The following is a 20,746-nucleotide window of genomic DNA, read 5'->3' as shown; positions in this document are numbered from 1 at the left end:
CCAGAACCGTGCTCAAAAGCTGAAACGAATTGCTGTACAACGGGAAAAGACGATAACGCAAATGATTGAAGACTGGAGCGATAAACTCAAAGAAGAAAAGCCGTCCTAGAAGGACGGGGCTTGTACCCATTTCTTTGGTCAGCATTTAGCAATCTCAAATCTTTAAATCTTCAAATCTTCAAATCTTCAATTCTTCAATTCTTCAATTCTTCAATCCAAAATCTAAAATCTAAAATCTAAAATAAAATGTCCCTCCCTCGCCCTTGAGCTAATAAAAATTGGATTTCTGGCGCGCTTTCCCAAATAGGTTAAGATCGCTGCAAACCGATGTTTATTCGCCAAAGGGTGAGAGAGGGTGCGATCGGGTGGACAAGTTTTAAATTAAATCAAACCCGCCCAGGCTGCCCGACTTCAAAAAAGCAGTTTAGCCTTTCCAGTCTTTCTCAGATTGCTGGAGCACGTAGGTTGCTACATCGTCGATTTGTTCGGGCTTCAAGCGGCCGGCGAAAGCAGGCATAGCATTTTTGCCCTTAGTTACCTGAGTGGTAATAGCTTCCAGAGAATTCATGCCGTACTTCTCAAGAGCACTCTTTTTCAAGGTTTTCATGGCCATAACCACGTTGCCGCCACCGATGTGACAAGCAGCACAGTTCGCGCTAAAGACTTTAGCTCCTTTAACAGCATCACCTGCCAAAGCAGGGCGACCAAAGCCGACGGTAAAAATTGCGATCGCTAACAGGGCGATCGATAAGAGTCTTTTCAACGCAGTTCTCCTCTAATGGACACGCAAGGGGTGATTCTTTAGATATTTTACCTGGTGAAATACCTAGCACTGACCTTTTTTACAGTGTAGGCTTCGTGTCTCGTTTGCCGTTGCTCTGTTGGGTATCTCATTACAGAGATTCGTCACTGAAGACGATCCGAGTCTTACACAGCATTTCTGGGCTTTTACACCCTTTATCCCTTCGTAGGGAACCCACGCAGAAGCCCTGTTTCCCAAGGCAAAAACTATTTTCGTACAACAAACTTGGATTGTATTTTATGGTGGGACGTGCCTTACCAACCAGCGGTCTGTTCTTTCCCCCTTTCTCTCGCAGTTGTCCTTGGCCAAGCATATTACTGCTACTGTAGCCTGTTGTTTGCAGTCGAGTGGGTGGGTCGCAACCACTTATATCTTACACATTTTTTTGCTAGAGAAACAGTAAATTGTCGCTCTTTTTCATAGACGTTGCGAAAGCTTATATCCCGACGCCCAATTGAGTACAATTACAGCGTGGGACTTACGCCAAATTAGTTAAAACAGGCGCGATCGCTCAGTTGCATCGCCTTCTTTCGAGTAATTTACCACTTTTTGGCAGTAGCAGTTCAACTCTCAAAATTCTCCACGCCCCAGCCCGGAGCTTTCTGAGCAGCCCGGATCACAAAAGCCGCTAAATTTTCAATCTCAGCCTGTGGCATCCAGCTTTCCGGCACTTGGCGGCACCAAAAAGTCTCCTCAGTACCGTCATAAGTCATGGGTTCTCTCAGATACGCCACCAGACTATTGATATTGTTGCGGGGAGGGGTTGCCCCTTTGAGGTCAGCCAAAGACAGAGATATCGTCGGATCGGGCAAATTAGCCCCTCCGACGTGACAATTCAGGCAATTTTGCTCGAACAATACCTTGCCCGCAGACAAATCCTGAGCCGAAAACAACCGAGTATGTCCCTCAGAGTCCAACTCCAGAGCCACAGGTTCGCTGGCTTGTAAATACCTATTCACGTAAGAATCGGCAGCAGCCAAAACAGGTTGAGGAGCCAACAGCACGAGTGGCAAAATAATTAACATCCCCAACAGAAAGCAGACAAAAGCACCACGACGCAGCATGAGGGACTACAACCTTTTGCGAGAATCAATGAGCCGGAGGTAAATTTTAGATTTCAGATTTTAGAGCGAAAAACGACCAGCCAGCAATTCTTGCCGAACTTCAGCCCTCTCCCAATCCAAAATCCAAAATCTAAAATTTAAAATCTAAAATCGATTAGCGAGCGCCTTTGCCACCAGCCCACTGCTTGGAGACAATTTTCGGCTGCAACAGAATGTGACCGGCAATGGCGTACAAATCGTCATCCGAGAGATTTCTCATCTCAGCGAAAATATCCGCACTCTTCATGCTCGGATGCAGTTCCGAAATTTCCTCAAACCCGTCATAAGTGGTGGGATTTTTCATAAAGTCCACCAGCGACTCAATATTATTCCGGGGCGGGTTGGCCAAAGCCAGAGTTTCCGGGCTCAAATTCACGTTCGGGTCAGTTTTGGTCATGCCCGCAGCGTGACATTGAGCGCAAGCCGAATTGAACAGGCGTTTGCCTTGCTCAACTTGTTTGAGGCTCAGCACCACTGGAGTACCCTTGTCATTCAAAGGCAGAGTGCGAAGTTCAGGACTCAGTTCGATAGCCATCGCACTGCTGACAAATAACTGAAAGCTCAAGAATACAGCGGTCAGAGCAATGAAATATCTTTTAAGCATGGTTCTCCTTAAAAAAATCCGGCAAATTATTGAACCCTAAGAGATCATAAGCTGCTACGCATCTAAATTGAATACAGAGACTGGCAGGATGCCCGTCCCACAACAAGAATTGTAGAAAAATTGACTGTCAAATTAGATGCACAACAGCTTAGCTGGCAAACAGATTTCTGTTCAAAATTCCATGATTCTGCAACAACTGGCGAAAGTTTGTGCAGCCATACCTTTAAAGGTAGAGGAATTTTGCGATCTAATCTGCAAGAAGTTTTGAGTCGCGCCTTTTTTCGAGAGTGGACATAATTGCCTTAACATCCTCCAAAGCCAAACGGGTTTGAGGGTGCTTGTAGGCAATTTCCAACTCGTCGCACAAGCGGATCACTTCTTCAACAGGGACGTTGAAGTCCTCTGCTATTTCTGCGATGGACAGGTCTGCAAAACCCATAATTTTTAGGTCGCTGACAGGTCAAAATTGAGTTGACGGCTATTAACTGAAAGCCGGACAATTTTAGAAAGCGCTGTTAGCTTGTTCTGTTAGTTTGTTCTGAGATTTTGTTCGATCGCAAGCTAACTCACCGCTAACTGCGACTAGGCATTTTTGCCCAGCCTAACTTCAGGGCCAATCAACTTCCGATCAATATCATCCCACTGCTGGGTCGTTATTACCAAGAGGACTTGCGCGGGCGGGGCTCAAAACCCGGTGTCTGCGTGAACGTCTCGTTAACAAACTCAATATTTTTGGTAGAAGCCGGGTTTTGAGCAATTCCTCAGAAATTTCCCTCGGTGCCCCGGACTCACCAACAGACAATCCTCCGGCGCGGCAGCTTAGGGAGAAAGTTTGAAAGCGTGAGTCTGCGGGGGCAAAGCGTGGCTATCGCTGCCATTGAGGGCGGGAAATTCCGAGTCGGCCAAGAAAGGCTGTTGCTGGTGGAGGCTGATGAGCTGACCGAGAGTTTTCTTTAATTGAGTCCGGGGTACAATCAAGTCTACAAAACCGTGGGCGAATGAGTATTCGGAAGTTTGATAATTTTCCGGCAGCTTTTCCCGCAGAGTTTGTTCGATTACCCGGCCGCCCGTAAAGGCCACAGTAGCTTTTGGCTCTGCAATTATAATGTCTCCCAGCATGGCAAAACTGGCGGTGACGCCACCGGTGGTCGGGTGGGTCAAAATCGGGATGTAAAGCAGTCTCGCTTCCCGGTGGCGTTCCAGAGCCCCGGAAATTTTAGCCATTTGCATCAAGCTGAGCATTCCTTCTTGCATTCTTGCACCGCCGGAAGCGCAGACAATGATCACGGACAAGCGTTCCCGCGTGGCGTGTTCGATGAGGCGAGTCAGCTTTTCTCCGACAACTGAGCCCATGCTGCCGCCGATGAACTGAAATTCCATGACTCCGAGGGCGACTGGCAAATTTTCGAGTTTGCCGATGCCTGTTTCTACGGCGTCTAGGTGGCCTGTTTTTTCTTGAAATTCCCGGAGTCGATCGCTATATTTTTTTCGATCGCGAAATTTAAGGGGATCTGTGGCGTGCAGTCCTTCGTTAAGGGGCACCCAGGTATTGGGATCGATCAATTGCTCGATGCGATCGTCACTGTAAACTCTGATATGATGCCCGCATTCCAAGCAAACCATTTGATTTGCTCGCAGGTCTTTGGTATAACTCAGGGCATCGCAAGCTTCGCATTTATTCCAAAGTCCGTCCGCAATTTCTCGTTCCGGCCGTTCTTGGGAGTTCGGTACTGATTTTCGTCGATTTGCAAACCAATCAAATAGAGACATTAAAACTTGGTATTTGTTAACTGTTGACTGTTGACTGTTGACTGTTGACTGTTGACTGTTGACTGTTGACTGTTGACTGTTGACTGTTGACTGTTGGCTGTTGGCTGTTGGCTGTTGTTATTTGTGAGTTGTTAGCTGCTACCAATAACTAATAACTAATAACTAATAACCAATAACCAATAACAACAGACAATAAACAACAGACTTGACTACTGACTATTGTCCTCTTCAACTGGACTGATGAGGAGCCATGCTGTTCGCTGGTGTTGTGGAAGAACTTGCAGGGCTGTAGCACTTCCAGCCCCGAAATAAGATGCTATGCCCAAGTCTACAATCCGGGCCGGGATTTCATGAGCAGCTAGGAGCTGCTGCATTAATTCCGCTTCCCAACGAAAGCTAGTAGTTGTAAGTGTAATCCAAGACACGGAACAATTTTACCAATTTTTGAGACAATATTATGTTCGATCGCGCCTGACTACCTGCCGATCAGAAACTAAAATTCGGGAAAAACAACTGCCAGTAACTAGATAAGATCGCTTCGCCCCACAGAGCAGTAATTGCTGTACCGAGAGCCAGAAACGGGCCGAAAGGCATGGGTTGACGCCGATCGAGTAACCCGATAGCGATCGCCCCACCACCAACAAAAGCCCCGGCGACACAGGCAATGAATCCCGCTAGCAGCAAGTATTTCCAGCCCAGCCAAGCTCCCATCAAGGCGGCCAATTTGGTATCTCCGGCGCCCATAGCATTCTGCCCCAGCCCGATCGTCCCGGCAAGTCCGATCGCGTCAAACAGCCACAACCCGACAACTGATCCGGCGATCCCATCGAGTACCAGATAGTTTACCGAGTCGATCAAACTAAATGTCGGCCACCAACCTTTGGCCATTTGGAAAACCAATCCGAGCACCAAACCCGATCGAGTTAAAGAATTAGGCAAAGTCATTGTATCGCAATCAATCAAAGACAAAGCCAACAGCCAGCTAAACAAAGCCCAAAAACCAAGAGTTTGCACTGTTACGCCAAACCGCCAGAAGATTAGCAAAAACAGCAAACCCGTAGCTGCTTCCACCAGTGGATAGCGGGCCGAAATCCGACTGCGGCAGTGATTGCAGCGTCCCCGCAGCCATAGCCAACCGAAAACGGGTATATTTTCGTAATTTCTGAGTTGATTTAAACATTTGGGACAGCGAGAAGGAGGGTGGATCACCGACAAACCCGCAGGCAACCGATAGACTACCACATTTAGAAAGCTGCCAATAGCCGATCCGACAATAAAGACGATCGCCATGACAAGGCAATTAAAGATTATTTCCATTAAGTTGACTGTTCACTGTTGACTGTTCACTGTTGACTGTTCACTGTTCACTGTTGTCTGTGGTTATTTATTAATTGTTAGATTGTGTCCGGTCAATTACCAATAAGGTTTGTAGTAGGGACTTTAGTCAAAAGTAAAATTATGAGGACTAAAGTTCTCACTACAAACCTATTTTTTGACACTCGTTCGAGCCAACATAAATATTAGTTTTCAATGCCCCATGCCCCATGCCCCATGCCCCATGCCCCATGCCCCCATGCCCCATGCCCCATGCCCCATGACCAATTACTAATTAATACATTTGAGATTCAATTTCGTCAAAAGTAACAAAACGTTCACCCGGCAATAAAATCGGCTGCGAAGCAAAAATTAACTGACCTCGATCGCTTCCTTGACTGACAACTACACCCGCCGGACGCTGCATCTGCTCGGAATGCACTTTCAGATACATACCATAGGCCGATCGAGCAGCTCGGATCAAATCGGGAGCTAGCAAGGTGTGACTTTCGGAAGTTTCTATAGTGGGTTCTGGGTTTGGCTGGTATGGGGTCACTGGAAACTTATCATAATGGTATAAAGTCGAGCTATTGGTGTTGCCTCTACATTGATAGAACTTACCCTATTTTTTAAGAATAAACTTAGGTGGAAATTATTAATAGATTAACCTACAATCCTCCCTTGGCTGCGATCGAACTGCGGCTGCGAGCGCTCCTTTCGGCTCAACTGTACGCTGCTGCGTGGGTAGATCCATCCCCCGCAACGCTAATGGGGGTTTTCGAGCACCTGCGAACTCTGCGCTACATCCTCCACGACTACGTGCCCCGGCCCGTGTCCGAATCTCCGCCCAACCCCGGCGAGGTGCGCTACCAGTGGCAAACAGGCACTTTGCTGTTCACTGATTTGGCAGGGTTTACCTCGCTGTTGGAAGCGAACGCGGCCCAAGGGCGCAAGGGAGCTGAAAGCCTGCTGGGCGTGATTAACGACTATTTTGCCTCGATGATCGAAATTGTCAGCAAATCGGGCGGGGATTTGCTGGAGTTTACCGGAGATGCGATGCTGGTGCAGTTTCCGTCAGGGGTTTACCAAGAGGATACAGCGAGGGCGGTGCGGGCGGGTTTGCGGATGCAGCGGGCGATGGCTGAATTTGCCAATATTGAAACGGCGCGGGGTGTTTTGTCTTTGAGGATGCGGGTGGGCATCCACTGCGGCCGCTATATTAGTGCTGACATCGGTACCCCGCTGCGGATGGCTCACGTACTGCTGGGGCATTCAGTCCAGCAAGCCAAGCAAGCTGAGGGTTGTGGGACTGTGGGGCGGGTGTGTGTGACTGAAATTGCTAGAGAGTCTTTGGGAGAGGAATTTCGTTTTGAACCGGGCAAACCGGGTTATTTTTTGGTGGCGGACGATTTCACGGACGATCGACTCGGAGAGTATGATATCACTTTGACTCGGCGGCGGATGCCAAGTTCGGTATTGCTCGATCGCAGCGTTGCGGGTTTGGTAAGCGAAATCGGGCAAGCTGTGAATCGGCTTGAACCCCTTGCTAGTTATATTCCCAAAACTATCCTGAGACTGCTGGTGGAAAATGCAGACAGGCGGAAAATTCCGCCGGATTTTCCTGAACCGACGGTGATGTTTGTCAACTTGATAGGTTTACCGGAGTCTGTGGAGAAAGCTTCGCCGGAGGAAGAAGTCAATCTGGTAGTGAGTTTTTCTCGGGTGTTTGCGTCGATAGATGCTGTAGTCTCAGCTAAAGGGGGCGTGTTGCAAAAAGTAACGGCGCACTTAGATGGTTCGGATATGCTGATTTATTTTGGCGTGCCCGACGCTCACACGGATGACGCCAGCCGCGCGGCTAGTGCGGCGATTGCGATCCGAGATATCATTTCAGGTTTGCCACCAGTAATTATCGGCGGTGAAGAGGTGGGAGTAAGCTGTCAAATTGGGCTATCCCTGGGGCCGGTGTTTGCTGCTGAGGTTGGGGAACCGCGAGGGCGCAGGGAGTTTAATATCCTCGGCGATACGGTGAATACGGCGGCTCGGTTGATGAGCAAGGCTGCGGAAAACCAAATTTTGATTGGTGAAAGGGTGTGTGAGTCGATCGGGCTAAACTTTATTTGCGACGCTTTGGGATCTGTTGCTCTGAAGGGGAAATCTGCTCAAACTCCGATTTTTGCTTTGCAAGGTGCAAAAGGGGAGAAGGGAAAAGGGGGCGTTTAAATAACTTTGCTGGGCAATAATGGCATACTACTGGTCAATTGAGAGCATGACCAACCATTACCGCATCATTATTATGCGCGATCGTACCCCAAAAATTAAAGTACGGTAAATTGCTATAATTACCGCATATTGCCTGTAATACCGACAAACCCTAATATATCTGTAAAAATAAAATTATCCTTCCTCTGCTTAACTATTAACTCCGGTAAATCAATCGATATATAGTGGTATACTGCCAGTAAAGTTACTCTCAATCCCTTTCTTGTTGGCATTTATGTTGATTAAGCTCGCAGAAACCCACCTCTTAGGCATTTTGAGCTACTGCCGCCAAATTTTCCTTTCTCGGAGAGTTGGCAGTCTTTCCCTGCTATTTGCAACCGGACTCGGCTTGAGTTTGGTAGTGGCGGCTTGTTCTCCTACCGCTACCACACAGCACACGGCCACTGCGAACACTTACGCACCTCCAAAAAGCGTTACAGTTAGCATCGGCTACCAGAAATCTGCTACCGTTCTCAACGCCCTCAAAACCAAAGGTGACTTAGAAAAAGCCTTAGCAGCCTCCAAATCTTCTGTAAAATTTGTAGAATTTCCTGCTGGGCCTCCTCTATTAGAAGGAATGAACGCAGGCAGTATTGACTTTGGCTACACAGGAGAAGCACCGCCAGTTTTTGCTCAAGCTGCTGGAACCCCATTAGTTTATGTTGCTTACGAAACATCAAATCCTAAGTCTGAAGGTATCCTAGTTCCCAAGGATTCACCTATAAAAACTGTTGCAGATCTTAAAGGCAAAAAAGTAGCTTTTGCCAAAGGTTCTAACACAAATTACCTCCTAGTTAAAGCCTTAGAAGCGGCTGGACTGCAATATAGCGACATCAACCCAGCTTTCCTCAAACCAGCAGAAGCCCGCGCCGCTTTTGAAGGGGGAAATGTCGATGCTTGGGCAATTTGGGACCCGTACTTGGCCGCAGCAGAAAAATCCACAGGCGCGAGACTTATAACAGATGCAACAGGAATCGCTGCCAATCGAGGTTACTATCTTGCCCGCAAGGGTTTTGTGGACGAACATCCTGAGATTTTGAAACTCATTTTAGATGAAGTCAAAAAGGTAGATCGATGGGCGGCCGACAATCCCGTAGAAGTGGCTAAATTTCTGGAGACGCAATTAGGAATAGAAGCCTCCGTGTTAGAAGTGTCTGAAAAGCGACGCAAGTATGGCGTTTTTCCCCTCAGCGATGAAGAGATTGCCGGACAGCAACAAATTGCTGATACCTTCCAAAAACTGCAACTTATTCCTAAGCCCGTCCAAATTAAAGAAATCGTTTTGAAAGATGGTAAGTAGGGTCATTAGCCAGGAGAAATTAACGTGAATACTCAATGGATAAAAACTGATGTGGTTGTAATTGGTGGCGGTACGGCTGGCACGATGGCTGGTATCAAAGCTAAACAGGCAAATCCTGACAGCGAAGTGCTGATTTTAGAAAAGGCAAATATTCGCAGAAGTGGCGCGATCGCAATGGGAATGGACGGTGTAAACACTGCCGTCATTCCCGGTCATTCTACACCAGAACAGTACGTTCGCGAAATTACCCTTGCCAATGACGGCATCCTCAACCAGAAAGCCGTTTATCAAACTGGGAAATTAGGCTATGAAGTCATCCAAGAGTTAGAAAGTTGGGGAGTAAAATTTCAGAAAGATGCCCAAGGCAACTACGACTTAAAACAAGTTCATCGCGTCGGCAAATATGTTTTGCCAATGCCCGAAGGCAAAGACCTCAAACAAATTTTAACCAGACAGGTAAAACGCCACAAAGTTAAAGTTACAAATCGAGTGATGGCAACCCGCGTTTTAGTGCAAGCAGGACGCGCTACTGGAGCCGTTGGCTTTGACGTGCGAAATGGCGATTTTGTAGTAATTCAAGCGAAAGCTGTCATTCTTTCTACAGGTGCTTGTGGTCGTTTAGGACTACCCGATTCCGGCTACCTTTATGGAACCTATGAAAATCCGACTAATGCCGGAGATGGCTATTCAATGGCTTACCACGCAGGAGCAGAACTAAGTAATATTGAGTGCTTTCAAGTCAACCCGTTAATTAAAGATTATAATGGCCCCGCTTGCGCTTATGTTGCCGGCCCCTTTGGTGCTCATACTGCTAATGCCGAAGGTCATCGCTTCATTAGTTGCGATTATTGGAGCGGTCAAATGATGCTGGAAATCTGGAAGGAATTAAACTCTGGTAAAGGCCCGATTCAATTAAAAATGACTCATCTCGATGAAGATACAATCGCTGAAATAGAGTCAATTCTTTGGTCAAATGAGCGACCGAGTCGAGGTCGATTTCACGAGGGTAGAGGAGAAAATTATCGTTCTCACGGCGTTGAAATGCACATTTCTGAAATAGGGCTATGCAGCGGCCACAGCGCCTCTGGTGTTTGGGTGAATGAAAAGGCAGAAACAACTGTGCCCGGACTCTACGCAGCGGGAGATATGGCAAGCGTTCCTCATAATTATATGATCGGGGCTTTTGTCTTCGGTAGAATAGCAGGAACTAATGCCATTGATTACATCCAAGATTTAGATCATGTCGAGCCTGATGCTAATTTTATAGAAGCAGAAAAAGCGCGGGTTTATGCACCTTTAAAGCTGCCCAATGGTATTCCTCACACGCAAGTAGAATATAAGTTACGGCGCTTAGTGAATGATTATTTACAACCACCAAAAGTAGGAAACAAAATGGAGATTGGGCTGAATAATTTTGTCCGCTATCACGAAACATTAGAGGAAATGGGCGCGCGCGATCCTCATGAGTTAATGCGCTGCATGGAAGTTCACTTTATTCGTGATTGTGCGGAGATGGCCGCGAGGGCTTCTTTGTATCGCCGTGAGACTCGTTGGGGGCTTTATCATTATCGATTAGATTACCCTGAAAAGAATAATGAAGAGTGGTTTTGCCATGTTAACTTGAAAAAAGAAGAGTCGGGAGAAATGAAATTGTTTAAGCGTCCAGTTGAGCCTTATATGGTGGAGGTGGATTTGCATAAAGAGGATTATGATGTTGTCGCTCGTTAACTTTTTCTCGCGAGTCGATGTATTTTGTAATTGGGGTTTTACTTTACATATTGCACCATTGTTAAAAGCCTGTAGAGGCGGGTTCGCCAAGAACCTTAAACCTCATAGAAGAAGCTAAAAAAACCGCCCCACCCCACGATTGACCCCTTGATTGACAATGGTGCAATATCTGAATTTTAACCGGATTTCTCTATTAGACAGGGTTTTAACCCAGCGGCTTAAAGAGAAGAGTGCTAAAGCACAACTACGTACCTTTGTTTATTCACAATTAACGCTCGCAACTAACTATGGCTTTAATTACACAACGAATTGATGTTCCTGTCACTGTAGATGAGTCTAAGTGTTTGGAAAAATGCCATGTCTGCATTGATGTTTGTCCTTTAGATGTATTAGCCAAAAATCCAGAAACAGGCAAAGCTTACATGAAATATGATGAATGTTGGTTTTGCTTACCCTGTGAAAAAGAATGCCCTACGAATGCAATTACCGTTAAAATACCTTTTTTGTTGCGCTAACTTTGTTCTAGTTTGTAGGAATTATAAAACCATGAATTCTGAGACTGATAGCGAATTAAATCAATGGCTGGAAATGTTGCGATCGCCCGAATTAAGCGATCGCCTTGTTGCCGTTAAAAATTTACAGTATTTGGGTGATGAAGAAGCTACAAATGCGCTACTTCTCGCCCTGTCCGATGAGAGTATTGCCGTTCAAAAAATTGCCATATCTGCCCTTTGGGAAATTGGCAATCCTGTGGCTATTCCTGCTTTTATTGAGTGTCTAGGTTCCGCCGATGCAGATATTCGCCAAGAAGCATTATCGGCATTGAATGAATTAGTTTCACCAACTGACTTACGACAACTACTGGATGCACTCCACCGCGACAATGTTCATATCCAACTCAATATATTAACCTTGTTACGGAAGATTCACGATGCTCAATCTTTACCAGATATTTTACCATTCTTTGCATCCAACATTCCTGAATTGAGAGCAGCAGCAGTTACCACTCTCAGTTATCTCAATCAGGTAGAAAAATGCCCGCAAGCTTTGAATTTAATATCTGATGCAGATGTCAATGTTCGCCGTGCTACGGCTTTAACTTTAGGACATTTAACAGACCTAGAAATTATCTCAATTTTGTGTCAAACCCTCAAAAGCGATACTGATTGGCAAGTGCGACGAAATGCAGCTAAATCTTTGGCAATTCATGCCGATAGTGCGGCAATTTTGGCACTGGAAACAGCGGTAAGTGACGAACACTGGCAAGTTCGCAAATTCGCGCTACAAGCGTTGCAAAAAATTCCCGATAAACGAGTCATGCCTGCTTTGATTAGAGCCTTAACCGATGAATATTCAGATGTGCGGAAAGAAGCTGCGATCGCCCTAGGTAATCTCAGCAATCCGGCGGCGATGAATGCGCTACAGCAATCCCTCGACGATCCCGATAAAGAAGTCTCTATCTTTTCTGAAAGAGCAATTCAACACATTCAAAAATTACTGCAAAATTCCCCCAATGGTTAATTATTCCTCCTTACCAAAAACTGACTCGCATCTAGCCTCAGAAAAGCTCGATCCGCTGGGAGAAGTGCGACAGCAAGAAGTTGTAAACTATCTCAAACACGTCATTGAACCCACCCTCAAAAATGATATCATCAGTTTGGGCTTGGTGCGAAATTTGCGAATTGTTGATGGTTACATTTATTTGCGCCTTTATATTGGTTCGCATCAGCAAAACTTACAAGCAAAAATTGAATCTGTTTTATCACCTATCACCTGGTGTAAAAAAATTTATATTCAAATTTGCACGATAGCTAATGTGCGAACTACTTTAGCTATTTCTAGCGGTAAAGGGGGAGTAGGAAAATCTACGACTGCCGTCAATTTAGCTGTGGCTTTAAAATTACAAGGGGCAAAAGTAGGCTTACTAGATGCTGATGTTTACGGCCCGAATATTCCGCAAATGTTAGGCTTAGGACAAGCAGATATCGAGACAGTTAATACTGATCGAGGTCAGAAATTTTTACCCTTGGAAGCACAAGGAATCAAACTGATGTCTGTGGGTTTACTAGCCGAACCAGAACGACCTTTAGCATGGCGCGGCCCCGTTCTCCACAAAATTATTACTCAGTTTATTCAAGAGGTAGAATGGGGCGAATTAGATTATTTATTAATTGATTTACCCCCAGGAACCGGAGATGCTCAAATTACCATTGTGCAAGAAAGTCCCATTTGTGGAGTGATTCTGGTTACTACGCCTCAACAAATATCTATTTCCGATGTTCGTCGCAATATTTATATGTTTCGCCAAGTTGGGGTTCCGGTTCTTGGCATTATTGAAAATATGAGTTATTTAATTGGCGATCGCGATTCAGAACCGCTGCAAATTTTTGGCAGTGGTGGCGGTAAACAGCTAGCAGAAGAACTCCAAGCACCTCTCCTTGCCCAGATTCCTATAGATCCACGAATCTGTGCGGGCGGTGATACAGGAAAACCGCTAACCCTCGCAGATCCGAACTCGGCGGTATCTCAGATTTTTATGCAGATAGCTGCAGGGCTAGATGCTACTTTTTCTACTGCGATCGCAACTGATCTACAGCTATTTTCCGGTGAGTGAGATACAGATAAACTTGGTAATCTCCCAACTTTTACCCTGCAAGGATTTTCGGTAGTTTTTTGAGACAATTTAGTACACTAAGTACGGAAGACCCAATTATTCAGACACAAGTTCATTTTGCAAGGATGCTTGCAACAAATAACGACATCCATCAAGGCAATATTGTAAGCGCTCAGGGTTATCGTATAAGCGCCCTAGCAATAATGCCCCCTCGATCGCACTCAAAAGCTGTTGTGCCAGTCGTTCAGGATCGATCTCTGGCTTAAGTTGAGCGCGGCCAGCAAACAGCAAACTACCTATTTCCTGCTGCCAGTCATCAAAAACCTGGATCAGATGTTGACGAAATGTAGGGTCATGTTCCACTAGCTCTACAATCAAATTACCAAGAAAACAGCCAGCACAAGGCTCTTCAGCCCGATGAATGGTTTCTAACTGGTCAATCATTTGAAAAAGTTGGGCGATCGCATCAGTCTGAATTTCACCAAATAGTATAGACTTTAGCTTGCTCCACTTCCAGTCAATTAGAGCATGACCTAGCTCATCTTTCGAGGCAAAATAGTTATAGAAACTACCCGAAGAAATACCACTATGGGTTAGCAACTCTTTCAACCCTGTTGAGTGAAATCCTTGGCGATGAATCAAATCTAAAACAGCGGACAGTACATCTTCACGAGTACGTTTGAGGTTGACCATTAATACACGAAATCTAAACAGCGAGATTATGCTAAGCCTGAATTAAGATTGATGAGTCCATTGCTGATAAGCAAATCTTAGCGCACTATCTAAACCATAACCAATGACACCAATAATTAAAATTACAGCCATTAGTTCTGAATAAGACAGGCGATCGCGCGTATCCAGAATGTAATACCCCAAGCCCGCACTGACACCGAGCATTTCCGCTGGAACCAGCACCATCCAAATAATACCAATTGCCAAGCGCACACCCGTTAATAGGTGGGGCACAATCGCCGGAATAATCACCCCAGCAATTGTTTCCCAACGGGTGGCACAAAGACTTTGGGAAAGTAATAACCATCGTGGATTGACGGCTAATACGCCTGCGGTTGTGTTTAATACCAGCGGCCAGATCGCGGCGATCGTTAGTAGGAAATAAACAGGCAGATCGCCAATGCCTAAAACCATCACGGCCAGAGGCATCCAAGACAAGGGTGAAATCATCCGAATAAACTGGAACAGAGCAGAAGTAGTTTGCTCTAAAGGGCGAGACAAACCCAATATTACCCCCAGGGGCACCCCGATCGCGATCGCCACCGATAACCCCACCAACACCCGGCGCAAACTGGTTACGATATGGGGAACGATCGCACCTGTGCCAAATAGTTGTATTAAGGCGACGACAGTTCGCTCTGGGGAAAAATCAGCTACAGTCGGATCGCTATGCCAAAGTGGAGTTGTCAACAGCCACCAGATTAGGGAACCACCGAGCAGCCCTGCTAGAGGTAGAGGAAACTTAAACTTGAAAGATGATTTGAGAGGAGTAAGAGTGGATGTCATAGATTTAATTTAGACGGCGATCGTCTCAGAGCGAGAGAAGTTATCCTGTAAACCAAAAGTCTTTAATCCACCAACCTGTTGTATCGCTTGTTTAACGAAGGAATCATCTACCAAATCTTTGGCAACCTCCTTTGGATCGAGCGCTTGCAAAAAAGCCATATCTCCCTCAACCTGAGTATCTTTCAACAACCGCACCAATTCTTCTGTATAAGAAGGAAAAGGATAGGGCTGGAAATCAATACGATTAATGTCCCAGTCAGGATGCACAATAGCGCCCTGTTTGCCGTAGACCTCTTTTTCGTAATAAGTCATGGTACGTTTCAGCGCAGGTAAAGGATGGGGTGTATATTTGCCACTACCATCTTTTGATAAAATCTGGGCTGTTTCTTCGCGATTGTCTCGAATCCATGCCTGAGCTTTAACAATCGCATTAACCACACTCTGCGTCCATTCTTGACGTTGGGTAATATCGTCTTCATGTAGACAGACAACGCAGCAAGCATGATTCTTCCAGACATCTCCCGTAAAGCGGAGAATTTTACCCGTTTTCAGGTTTTCAGCCGCCGCATTAAAAGGTTCTGCCACAATGTAACCCCCGATCGCCTTATTTGCCAGTGCTGACACCATATCCGGCGGGGGAAGCACGACCAAATTCACTTCATTGGCGGCTACTTCTGCATCTTTTGGTTTTCGGGTAACTATCAATCCGTCCTTCTTCAGCACTTGTTGCAACACAACGTTATGGATGGAGTACCAGAAAGGAATAGCGATCGTTTTCCCACCCAAATCTCTCACAGTTTCTACTTCAGGTAAAACCGTGAGCGCAGATCCGTTAACGTGGTTCCAAGCCACAACCTTAGCGGGAAATTTGCGCCCATAACGTAGTGATACCGTGATGGGTGATAGCACATGAACTACATTCACCTGACGGGCGAGAAACGCTTCTACCACTTGTGCCCAAGAGCGAAAGAGGCGCGGTGGTTCAGCCGTTAAGCCCTCTGCTTCATACAGCTTTTTAGCGTGGGCAATTAGCAAGGGGGCTGCATCAGTAATCGGTAGATAGCCAATTTTTACTGGTTGGTCAGCGCTGGATTTGCCCGTAGAAGTGGGGCTAGGACTATTCCCGGCTTGGGGTGGGGTTGATTGGCAACCATTGGCTGCTAAAGTTAAACCTAGAGAAGTAGAAAATAGACCCGTCATTTTCAGAAAATCGCGCCGACTCATACCGCAGCAGGCACAGACATTAGGCAATGTCATAATTTAGTCTCCTATGAAAGCATGAGGAAGATTGGCAGATGTATCCATCACGGTGGATAAAGCCTCTAAGATGCTGAATCGAGTTTCACTTAGGGTATGGGCTTGCTCAAATCGGGGCTTAGGTTGGGTGATTTCCCAAGTTCGGTAAATTCGCCCTGGATGTCGCGCCATTAATACGACGCGATCGCCTAGTAGTAGTGCTTCGTCAATATCGTGTGTCACCATCAAGACTGTTGTTTGTTGTTGGGTAATGATTTGCAACAGCAAAGCTTGCATATCCAACCGAGTAATTGCATCTAGGGCGCTGAAGGGTTCGTCCAGTAGCAGCAGTTGGGGGCGACGCGCCAGTGTTCTTGCTAGTGCTACGCGCTGTGCCATCCCCCCCGACAACTGATGTGGATAATTGCGCTCAAACCCCTGTAGTCCCACCTGGGCGATCGCGACTGCAATGCGCGATCGCAGTTCTGGCTTTGTTAGCGATCGCATCTGTTTTAGCCTCAGTCCAAAAGCAATATTTTGGGCGACAGTAAGCCAAGGTAACAGGCAAGGATCTTGAAATACAACGCCTACTTGAGGATGACTTTTACGGACTGGAATGCCGTGCAGGTATATTTCACCGCGATCGGCTGTCTGCAAACCTGCGATCGTTGCTAGCAGGGATGACTTACCACACCCACTCGCACCCAGCAAACAAACGACTTCACCAGAGTGAACCTGTAAGTCAATACCATCGAATGCAGTCAAATACCCTTGGCGAGTTTTGTACTGCTTCTGCAAATTTTGGACTGAAAGCAGAGAAGTTGCTCGATCTTGCCAAGTTTCATTTGTTAGTGATGCAATAAAAGGCTTGCTCATATCCGTTAGAGGAAATGGGAAAAAGGAGATGGGAAAAAGGGGAAGAATTTTCCCCCAATTAGTAATTAGCCATTAGCAATTAGCCATTAGCAATTAGCAATTAGCCATTAGCCATTAGCGGTTGCTCTAGATGATGCAACATCTTTTTAAGTTGTTTAATTGCTGGTGTAACCATCGCCACAAAGTATGCTTCGCGTAGTCGTCTGGCTGGTTTAGAACCCTGTAAATAGGCGCGTGCACCGACATGGAGCATGGCAGCATTAGCAGCTCGTAATGAGAGTTCAGACCCAGTAAGCCGCAACTGAATTACCTCTTTGAGCAAATCTGGAGTGATGCTTACATCTGGCTGACTCAACCGATCGGCTAGGGTGTAGGTTTTCAGACGGGCGATCGCTAGTTCATCAGCCAGATCCTCTGCTCCATCGTCGAGAAAGCAATTGACATGACCTAAACGAGAATGAGTTGCCTCAATCATGTTGATACAATCAGCGATCAACCCTAAGCCCATACCAACTTGTGTCAGAATAAAACCCGGACGAATTCGTTGTACATAGTCTGCACAGGGTACTGCTAAAACCTGTTCGTCAGGAATAAATACTTCTTTGAAAACACAGCTAAAAGTGCCACTGCCTTCTAAAGCAATAAATTGGGAATTTTGTCGAAGCGATAATCCAGCGAACCGATCTGAGACGATCGCCATTAAGTAATCATTCCCCTCGGAAAGTTGGGCGGCGATGCCAAAGGGTTGTCCTGTACCAATATTAGAAACCCAAGGCAATAGACCATTCAGTACATAACCACCTGGTTTTCGCTCGGCGGTGAGGGCAATTTTTTCAATCTCAGCAAAGTGTTTCATTGGGTTTGATAACCCTGTACCACCAAGCACTTGCCCTGTTGCTATGCAGGGCAATAAATTTGTCTTGAGATAGGTATTGTCGCTGCACTGCATATACCAAGCACAGGCAATCTGACACCAAGTCATAAATCCCGTACACAAGCATTCTTCAGAGATAGCTTCAATTACTTGAATGGCTGCTTTTAAACCGTTACCCGCTCCACCAAACTCTGGCGCAACAGCTTGACCAAAGCCTCCTAATGCACCGACACGCTGCATAAAATCACGGGGATAAACACCCTCTAGATCGATACTTTGCACTTTGGGTACAAGGTCTTGAGCGATCGCGGCTTTTAATTCGGTAATCAAAGGGCTAAGGGCGATCGGTTCTTCTAAACTTTTGTTGGGAACTAATGTTGAAGCAACCTGCATAGGTCAACCTTCTTTACAAGAATGGTGAAATAGTTAGGACTTACCCACCCAGGGCAAAAAACCTTTTCTAGAAACCGGGTTTCTGAACCAGAATTCTTCATGGTTGGCGTTGACTAAGACCAGAAACCCAGTTTTTTGCAGGATATATCCACTGCGAAGCAAGCTTGTTTAAGCAAGGGATACTGCTAAATTGACAGGGTTGCGGAGTGTGTTGGCTACAGGAGACCAATTATTAGAGTGAGCAACTAGAGCTTCTAAGGCTTCGCGACTGGCATCGCCTTCTAAATCGACTTTGACGCGAATATCTGTAAAGCCAAGACGCTTTTCTGATAAATCGCCGATTCCCCAAACACCGGTGATGTTAATGTCGCCTTCTAGTTCTAGTTCTAGCTTGGTCAGAGTAATGCCACGCACGATCGCATTGGCATGAATTCCCACAGATAGGCAAGACCCTAGTGCTGCCAGTAATGCTTCTGAGGGGTTAGGGGCTGTATCTTGTCCCAGCAAGCCTGGTGGTTCATCAATGACGTGCTCTGGTAAGTCTCGTACATAGTTCAAGTTACGAAACTGCCCTTCACAGACTGTTTTGACTTTTAATGACTTGATCGTATTTGGGTTGGCTTTCGCCGTTATTGCCAGGTTTTCTAAGCCAGCCTTGCTAACTGGGCGCAGAGAGGTTTGTGTTGAAACAGTTACTTCAGTCATAATCAAGGAAATAGAACAATCTATCCAATTGCCGCGGAATTAGTTACACAGCTTTCCTTCCAGTAGCTGTCACAACTGACAGCATAGGTAGACCATGTATAGTACGGTGACTCAGTAGGTTTACCGTATTTTGTAAGAATCTCATAGATTCCAAAGAATGTCAATCTTTAGGCGATCGCATTTTGTTGGAACTGAAGCAACCAGAGAGGCAACCACAGGGGGATTGCCACCGAATTAACTTAAAAAATGATTTCTGAACTTGACTTACTCGATGTGCATCTGTAGAATCTTGTTTGCAAGCCAGAAAATACGGTAAATCGATGAAGTTTAAGTATTTTACAGCAAATGACAGAACCCTATCGTTTTGAAACCCTCCAAGTTCATGCTGGGCAAGAACCTGCTCCGGGAACCAATGCCCGTGCCGTGCCTATTTATCAAACAACCTCCTATGTCTTTAATGATGCGGATCATGGGGCGCGCCTCTTTGCCTTGCAAGAGTTTGGTAATATCTACACCCGGATCATGAATCCGACAACAGATGTGTTTGAAAAGCGAATTGCCGCTCTGGAGGGGGGTGTTGCGGCCCTGGCAACATCTAGCGGTCAGGCAGCTCAGCTTTTGGCGATCGCCAATATTGCCCAAGCGGGAGATAACATTGTTTCCACCAGCTATTTATACGGGGGCACCTACAACCAGTTCAAAGTGACGTTTCCTCGGCTGGGCATTCAGGTCAAATTTGTGGATGGCGATGAGGCAGAGGATTTCCGGCAGGCGATCGACGATCGCACCAAGGCACTCTATGTTGAAACGATCGGTAATCCCCAATTTAACGTGCCAGATTTTGCCGCCCTAGCTCATATTGCTCACGAAAATGGCATTCCCCTGATTGTAGACAATACGTTTGGTGCAGCAGGCTATCTCATCCGTCCCATCGAACACGGTGCTGATATCGTGGTGCAGTCTGCAACTAAATGGATTGGCGGACATGGCACCTCAATCGGCGGTGTCATCGTTGATTCCGGCAAGTTCGACTGGGGAAATGGCAAGTTTCCTGTGTTTACAGAACCAGCTCCGGGCTATCATGGCCTCAATTTCCAAGAAGTTTTTGGCCCTCAAGGCTCATGGGGCAATATTGCCTTCATTATTCGTGCCAGAGTCGAAGGACTGCGGGATTTAGGCCCTACTCTGAGTCCCTTCAATGCCTTTTTGTTTTTACAGGGACTGGAAACTCTTTCCCTACGGGTACAACGTCATGTAGATAACGCCCTGGAACTGGCCCAGTGGCTCAAACAACATCCCAAGGTGGAATGGGTAAACTACCTGGGATTACCAGAACATCCCTACCATGAGCGGGCTAAAAAGTATTTACAACATGGCTTTGGCGGTGTACTGAACTTCGGTATCAAGGGGGGGCTCGATGCCGGTCGCTCTTTTATCAACCAGGTGAAACTGGCAAGCCATTTGGCGAATATGGGAGATGCTAAAACACTGGTCATTCATCCCGCATCTACAACCCACCAGCAACTCACAGACACGGAACAGAGATCGGCTGGTGTGAGCCCTGATTTAGTTCGGGTATCGGTAGGAATAGAGCACATCGACGATATTAAAGGCGATTTTGAGCAGGCCTTTGCCGAGGTTTAGCAG

The 20,746-nt window shown here is 46.3% G+C and carries 22 protein-coding genes; 7 read left to right on the top strand and 15 right to left on the bottom strand.

Annotated features, from left to right (window positions below):
• Positions 1-424: 424 nt before the first annotated feature.
• From petJ to QUA16_RS05385, 9 genes are all read right to left on the bottom strand, one after another.
• On the bottom strand, positions 425-763 hold the full coding sequence (gene petJ, locus QUA16_RS05425) for a cytochrome c6 PetJ (RefSeq protein ID WP_333102037.1): 339 nt from the start codon (positions 761-763) through the stop codon (positions 425-427).
• A gap of 602 nt (positions 764-1,365) precedes the next feature.
• Positions 1,366-1,866: a photosystem II cytochrome PsbV2 gene (gene psbV2, locus QUA16_RS05420; protein ID WP_190663568.1), complete on the bottom strand. Its 501-nt coding sequence runs from the start codon at positions 1,864-1,866 to the stop codon at positions 1,366-1,368.
• A 154-nt stretch (positions 1,867-2,020) separates the two neighbouring features.
• Positions 2,021-2,509, bottom strand: coding sequence for a photosystem II cytochrome c-550 (psbV, locus tag QUA16_RS05415; RefSeq protein ID WP_333058459.1), 489 nt, complete (start codon positions 2,507-2,509; stop codon positions 2,021-2,023).
• A 247-nt stretch (positions 2,510-2,756) separates the two neighbouring features.
• A complete protein-coding gene (locus tag QUA16_RS05410) occupies positions 2,757-2,948 on the bottom strand; it encodes a translation initiation factor IF-2 (protein ID WP_333058460.1) in 192 nt (63 codons plus the stop codon).
• Between the two features lie 380 nt (positions 2,949-3,328).
• A complete protein-coding gene (gene accD / locus QUA16_RS05405) occupies positions 3,329-4,279 on the bottom strand; it encodes an acetyl-CoA carboxylase, carboxyltransferase subunit beta (RefSeq protein WP_333102039.1) in 951 nt (316 codons plus the stop codon).
• A 16-nt stretch (positions 4,280-4,295) separates the two neighbouring features.
• Positions 4,296-4,424 carry a hypothetical protein gene (locus QUA16_RS05400; RefSeq protein WP_333102040.1) on the bottom strand — a complete coding sequence of 43 codons (129 nt, stop codon included), beginning with the start codon at positions 4,422-4,424 and terminating at the stop codon, positions 4,296-4,298.
• 64 nt (positions 4,425-4,488) lie between these two features.
• Entirely contained in the window at positions 4,489-4,704 is a 216-nt protein-coding gene (locus QUA16_RS05395; protein ID WP_333102041.1) for a hypothetical protein, read from the bottom strand.
• Between the two features lie 61 nt (positions 4,705-4,765).
• Positions 4,766-5,596, bottom strand: a complete 831-nt coding sequence (locus QUA16_RS05390; RefSeq protein WP_333102042.1) for a prepilin peptidase — start codon at positions 5,594-5,596, stop codon at positions 4,766-4,768.
• A gap of 292 nt (positions 5,597-5,888) precedes the next feature.
• Positions 5,889-6,149: a hypothetical protein gene (locus tag QUA16_RS05385; protein WP_333102043.1), complete on the bottom strand. Its 261-nt coding sequence runs from the start codon at positions 6,147-6,149 to the stop codon at positions 5,889-5,891.
• Positions 6,150-6,238: 89 nt separating this feature from the next.
• On the opposite strand from QUA16_RS05385, the gene QUA16_RS05380 reads away from it, so the two are divergent.
• The 6 genes from QUA16_RS05380 to QUA16_RS05355 all read left to right on the top strand — a co-directional run bounded on the left by QUA16_RS05380 (position 6,239) and on the right by QUA16_RS05355 (position 13,497).
• Entirely contained in the window at positions 6,239-7,816 is a 1,578-nt protein-coding gene (locus QUA16_RS05380; RefSeq protein ID WP_333102044.1) for an adenylate/guanylate cyclase domain-containing protein, read from the top strand.
• A 274-nt stretch (positions 7,817-8,090) separates the two neighbouring features.
• Complete coding sequence (locus QUA16_RS05375) at positions 8,091-9,155, top strand: sulfonate ABC transporter substrate-binding protein (RefSeq protein ID WP_333102045.1); 1,065 nt, start codon at positions 8,091-8,093, stop codon at positions 9,153-9,155.
• A gap of 24 nt (positions 9,156-9,179) precedes the next feature.
• Positions 9,180-10,883 (top strand): fumarate reductase/succinate dehydrogenase flavoprotein subunit, encoded by a 1,704-nt coding sequence (locus QUA16_RS05370; protein ID WP_333102046.1) that lies wholly within the window; start codon positions 9,180-9,182, stop codon positions 10,881-10,883.
• A gap of 287 nt (positions 10,884-11,170) precedes the next feature.
• Positions 11,171-11,398 (top strand): 4Fe-4S dicluster domain-containing protein, encoded by a 228-nt coding sequence (locus tag QUA16_RS05365; RefSeq protein WP_172190211.1) that lies wholly within the window; start codon positions 11,171-11,173, stop codon positions 11,396-11,398.
• Positions 11,399-11,429: 31 nt separating this feature from the next.
• Positions 11,430-12,404 (top strand): HEAT repeat domain-containing protein, encoded by a 975-nt coding sequence (locus QUA16_RS05360; protein WP_333102047.1) that lies wholly within the window; start codon positions 11,430-11,432, stop codon positions 12,402-12,404.
• Complete coding sequence (locus QUA16_RS05355) at positions 12,397-13,497, top strand: Mrp/NBP35 family ATP-binding protein (RefSeq protein WP_333102048.1); 1,101 nt, start codon at positions 12,397-12,399, stop codon at positions 13,495-13,497. The genes QUA16_RS05360 and QUA16_RS05355 overlap by 8 nt, the downstream gene beginning before the upstream one ends.
• A gap of 96 nt (positions 13,498-13,593) precedes the next feature.
• On the opposite strand, the gene QUA16_RS05350 is transcribed toward QUA16_RS05355, so the two are convergent.
• The 6 genes from QUA16_RS05350 to QUA16_RS05325 all read right to left on the bottom strand — a co-directional run bounded on the left by QUA16_RS05350 (position 13,594) and on the right by QUA16_RS05325 (position 19,099).
• On the bottom strand, positions 13,594-14,190 hold the full coding sequence (locus QUA16_RS05350) for a TetR/AcrR family transcriptional regulator (protein ID WP_333102049.1): 597 nt from the start codon (positions 14,188-14,190) through the stop codon (positions 13,594-13,596).
• 42 nt (positions 14,191-14,232) lie between these two features.
• Complete coding sequence (locus QUA16_RS05345; RefSeq protein ID WP_333102050.1) at positions 14,233-15,015, bottom strand: ABC transporter permease; 783 nt, start codon at positions 15,013-15,015, stop codon at positions 14,233-14,235.
• Positions 15,016-15,024: 9 nt separating this feature from the next.
• Positions 15,025-16,272: an ABC transporter substrate-binding protein gene (locus QUA16_RS05340; RefSeq protein ID WP_333102051.1), complete on the bottom strand. Its 1,248-nt coding sequence runs from the start codon at positions 16,270-16,272 to the stop codon at positions 15,025-15,027.
• A gap of 3 nt (positions 16,273-16,275) precedes the next feature.
• Positions 16,276-17,127, bottom strand: coding sequence for an ABC transporter ATP-binding protein (locus QUA16_RS05335; RefSeq protein WP_333102052.1), 852 nt, complete (start codon positions 17,125-17,127; stop codon positions 16,276-16,278).
• A 100-nt stretch (positions 17,128-17,227) separates the two neighbouring features.
• The gene (locus tag QUA16_RS05330) at positions 17,228-18,394 is read right to left on the bottom strand and encodes an acyl-CoA dehydrogenase family protein (RefSeq protein WP_333102053.1); all 1,167 of its coding nucleotides are present in this window, start codon (positions 18,392-18,394) and stop codon (positions 17,228-17,230) included.
• A 168-nt stretch (positions 18,395-18,562) separates the two neighbouring features.
• Entirely contained in the window at positions 18,563-19,099 is a 537-nt protein-coding gene (locus QUA16_RS05325; protein ID WP_333102055.1) for an OsmC family protein, read from the bottom strand.
• A gap of 345 nt (positions 19,100-19,444) precedes the next feature.
• On the opposite strand from QUA16_RS05325, the gene QUA16_RS05320 reads away from it, so the two are divergent.
• Entirely contained in the window at positions 19,445-20,743 is a 1,299-nt protein-coding gene (locus tag QUA16_RS05320; protein ID WP_333102056.1) for an O-acetylhomoserine aminocarboxypropyltransferase/cysteine synthase, read from the top strand.
• Positions 20,744-20,746: the final 3 nt, after the last annotated feature.

The sequence above is a fragment of the Microcoleus sp. S13_C3 genome (assembly GCF_036700905.1).
In the GTDB taxonomy this organism is placed as follows: Bacteria; Cyanobacteriota; Cyanobacteriia; order Cyanobacteriales; family Microcoleaceae; genus Microcoleus.
The sequence above is the reverse complement of the archived record's forward strand: the minus strand, read 5'-3'. Positions and strand labels throughout refer to the sequence as shown.

Excerpts from the sequence above, each read along its gene's own strand:
- psbV2 (WP_190663568.1), bottom strand. The coding sequence starts at position 1,866 with ATGCTGCGTCGTGGTGCTTTTGTCTGCTTTCTGTTGGGGATGTTAATT.
- psbV (WP_333058459.1), bottom strand. The coding sequence starts at position 2,509 with ATGCTTAAAAGATATTTCATTGCTCTGACCGCTGTATTCTTGAGCTTT.
- QUA16_RS05410 (WP_333058460.1), bottom strand. The coding sequence starts at position 2,948 with ATGGGTTTTGCAGACCTGTCCATCGCAGAAATAGCAGAGGACTTCAAC.
- accD (WP_333102039.1), bottom strand. The coding sequence starts at position 4,279 with ATGTCTCTATTTGATTGGTTTGCAAATCGACGAAAATCAGTACCGAAC.
- QUA16_RS05390 (WP_333102042.1), bottom strand. The coding sequence starts at position 5,596 with ATGGAAATAATCTTTAATTGCCTTGTCATGGCGATCGTCTTTATTGTC.
- QUA16_RS05375 (WP_333102045.1), top strand. The coding sequence starts at position 8,091 with ATGTTGATTAAGCTCGCAGAAACCCACCTCTTAGGCATTTTGAGCTAC.
- QUA16_RS05365 (WP_172190211.1), top strand. The coding sequence starts at position 11,171 with ATGGCTTTAATTACACAACGAATTGATGTTCCTGTCACTGTAGATGAG.
- QUA16_RS05360 (WP_333102047.1), top strand. The coding sequence starts at position 11,430 with ATGAATTCTGAGACTGATAGCGAATTAAATCAATGGCTGGAAATGTTG.
- QUA16_RS05355 (WP_333102048.1), top strand. The coding sequence starts at position 12,397 with ATGGTTAATTATTCCTCCTTACCAAAAACTGACTCGCATCTAGCCTCA.
- QUA16_RS05350 (WP_333102049.1), bottom strand. The coding sequence starts at position 14,190 with ATGGTCAACCTCAAACGTACTCGTGAAGATGTACTGTCCGCTGTTTTA.
- QUA16_RS05345 (WP_333102050.1), bottom strand. The coding sequence starts at position 15,015 with ATGACATCCACTCTTACTCCTCTCAAATCATCTTTCAAGTTTAAGTTT.
- QUA16_RS05340 (WP_333102051.1), bottom strand. The coding sequence starts at position 16,272 with ATGACATTGCCTAATGTCTGTGCCTGCTGCGGTATGAGTCGGCGCGAT.
- QUA16_RS05335 (WP_333102052.1), bottom strand. The coding sequence starts at position 17,127 with ATGAGCAAGCCTTTTATTGCATCACTAACAAATGAAACTTGGCAAGAT.
- QUA16_RS05330 (WP_333102053.1), bottom strand. The coding sequence starts at position 18,394 with ATGCAGGTTGCTTCAACATTAGTTCCCAACAAAAGTTTAGAAGAACCG.
- QUA16_RS05325 (WP_333102055.1), bottom strand. The coding sequence starts at position 19,099 with ATGACTGAAGTAACTGTTTCAACACAAACCTCTCTGCGCCCAGTTAGC.
- QUA16_RS05320 (WP_333102056.1), top strand. The coding sequence starts at position 19,445 with ATGACAGAACCCTATCGTTTTGAAACCCTCCAAGTTCATGCTGGGCAA.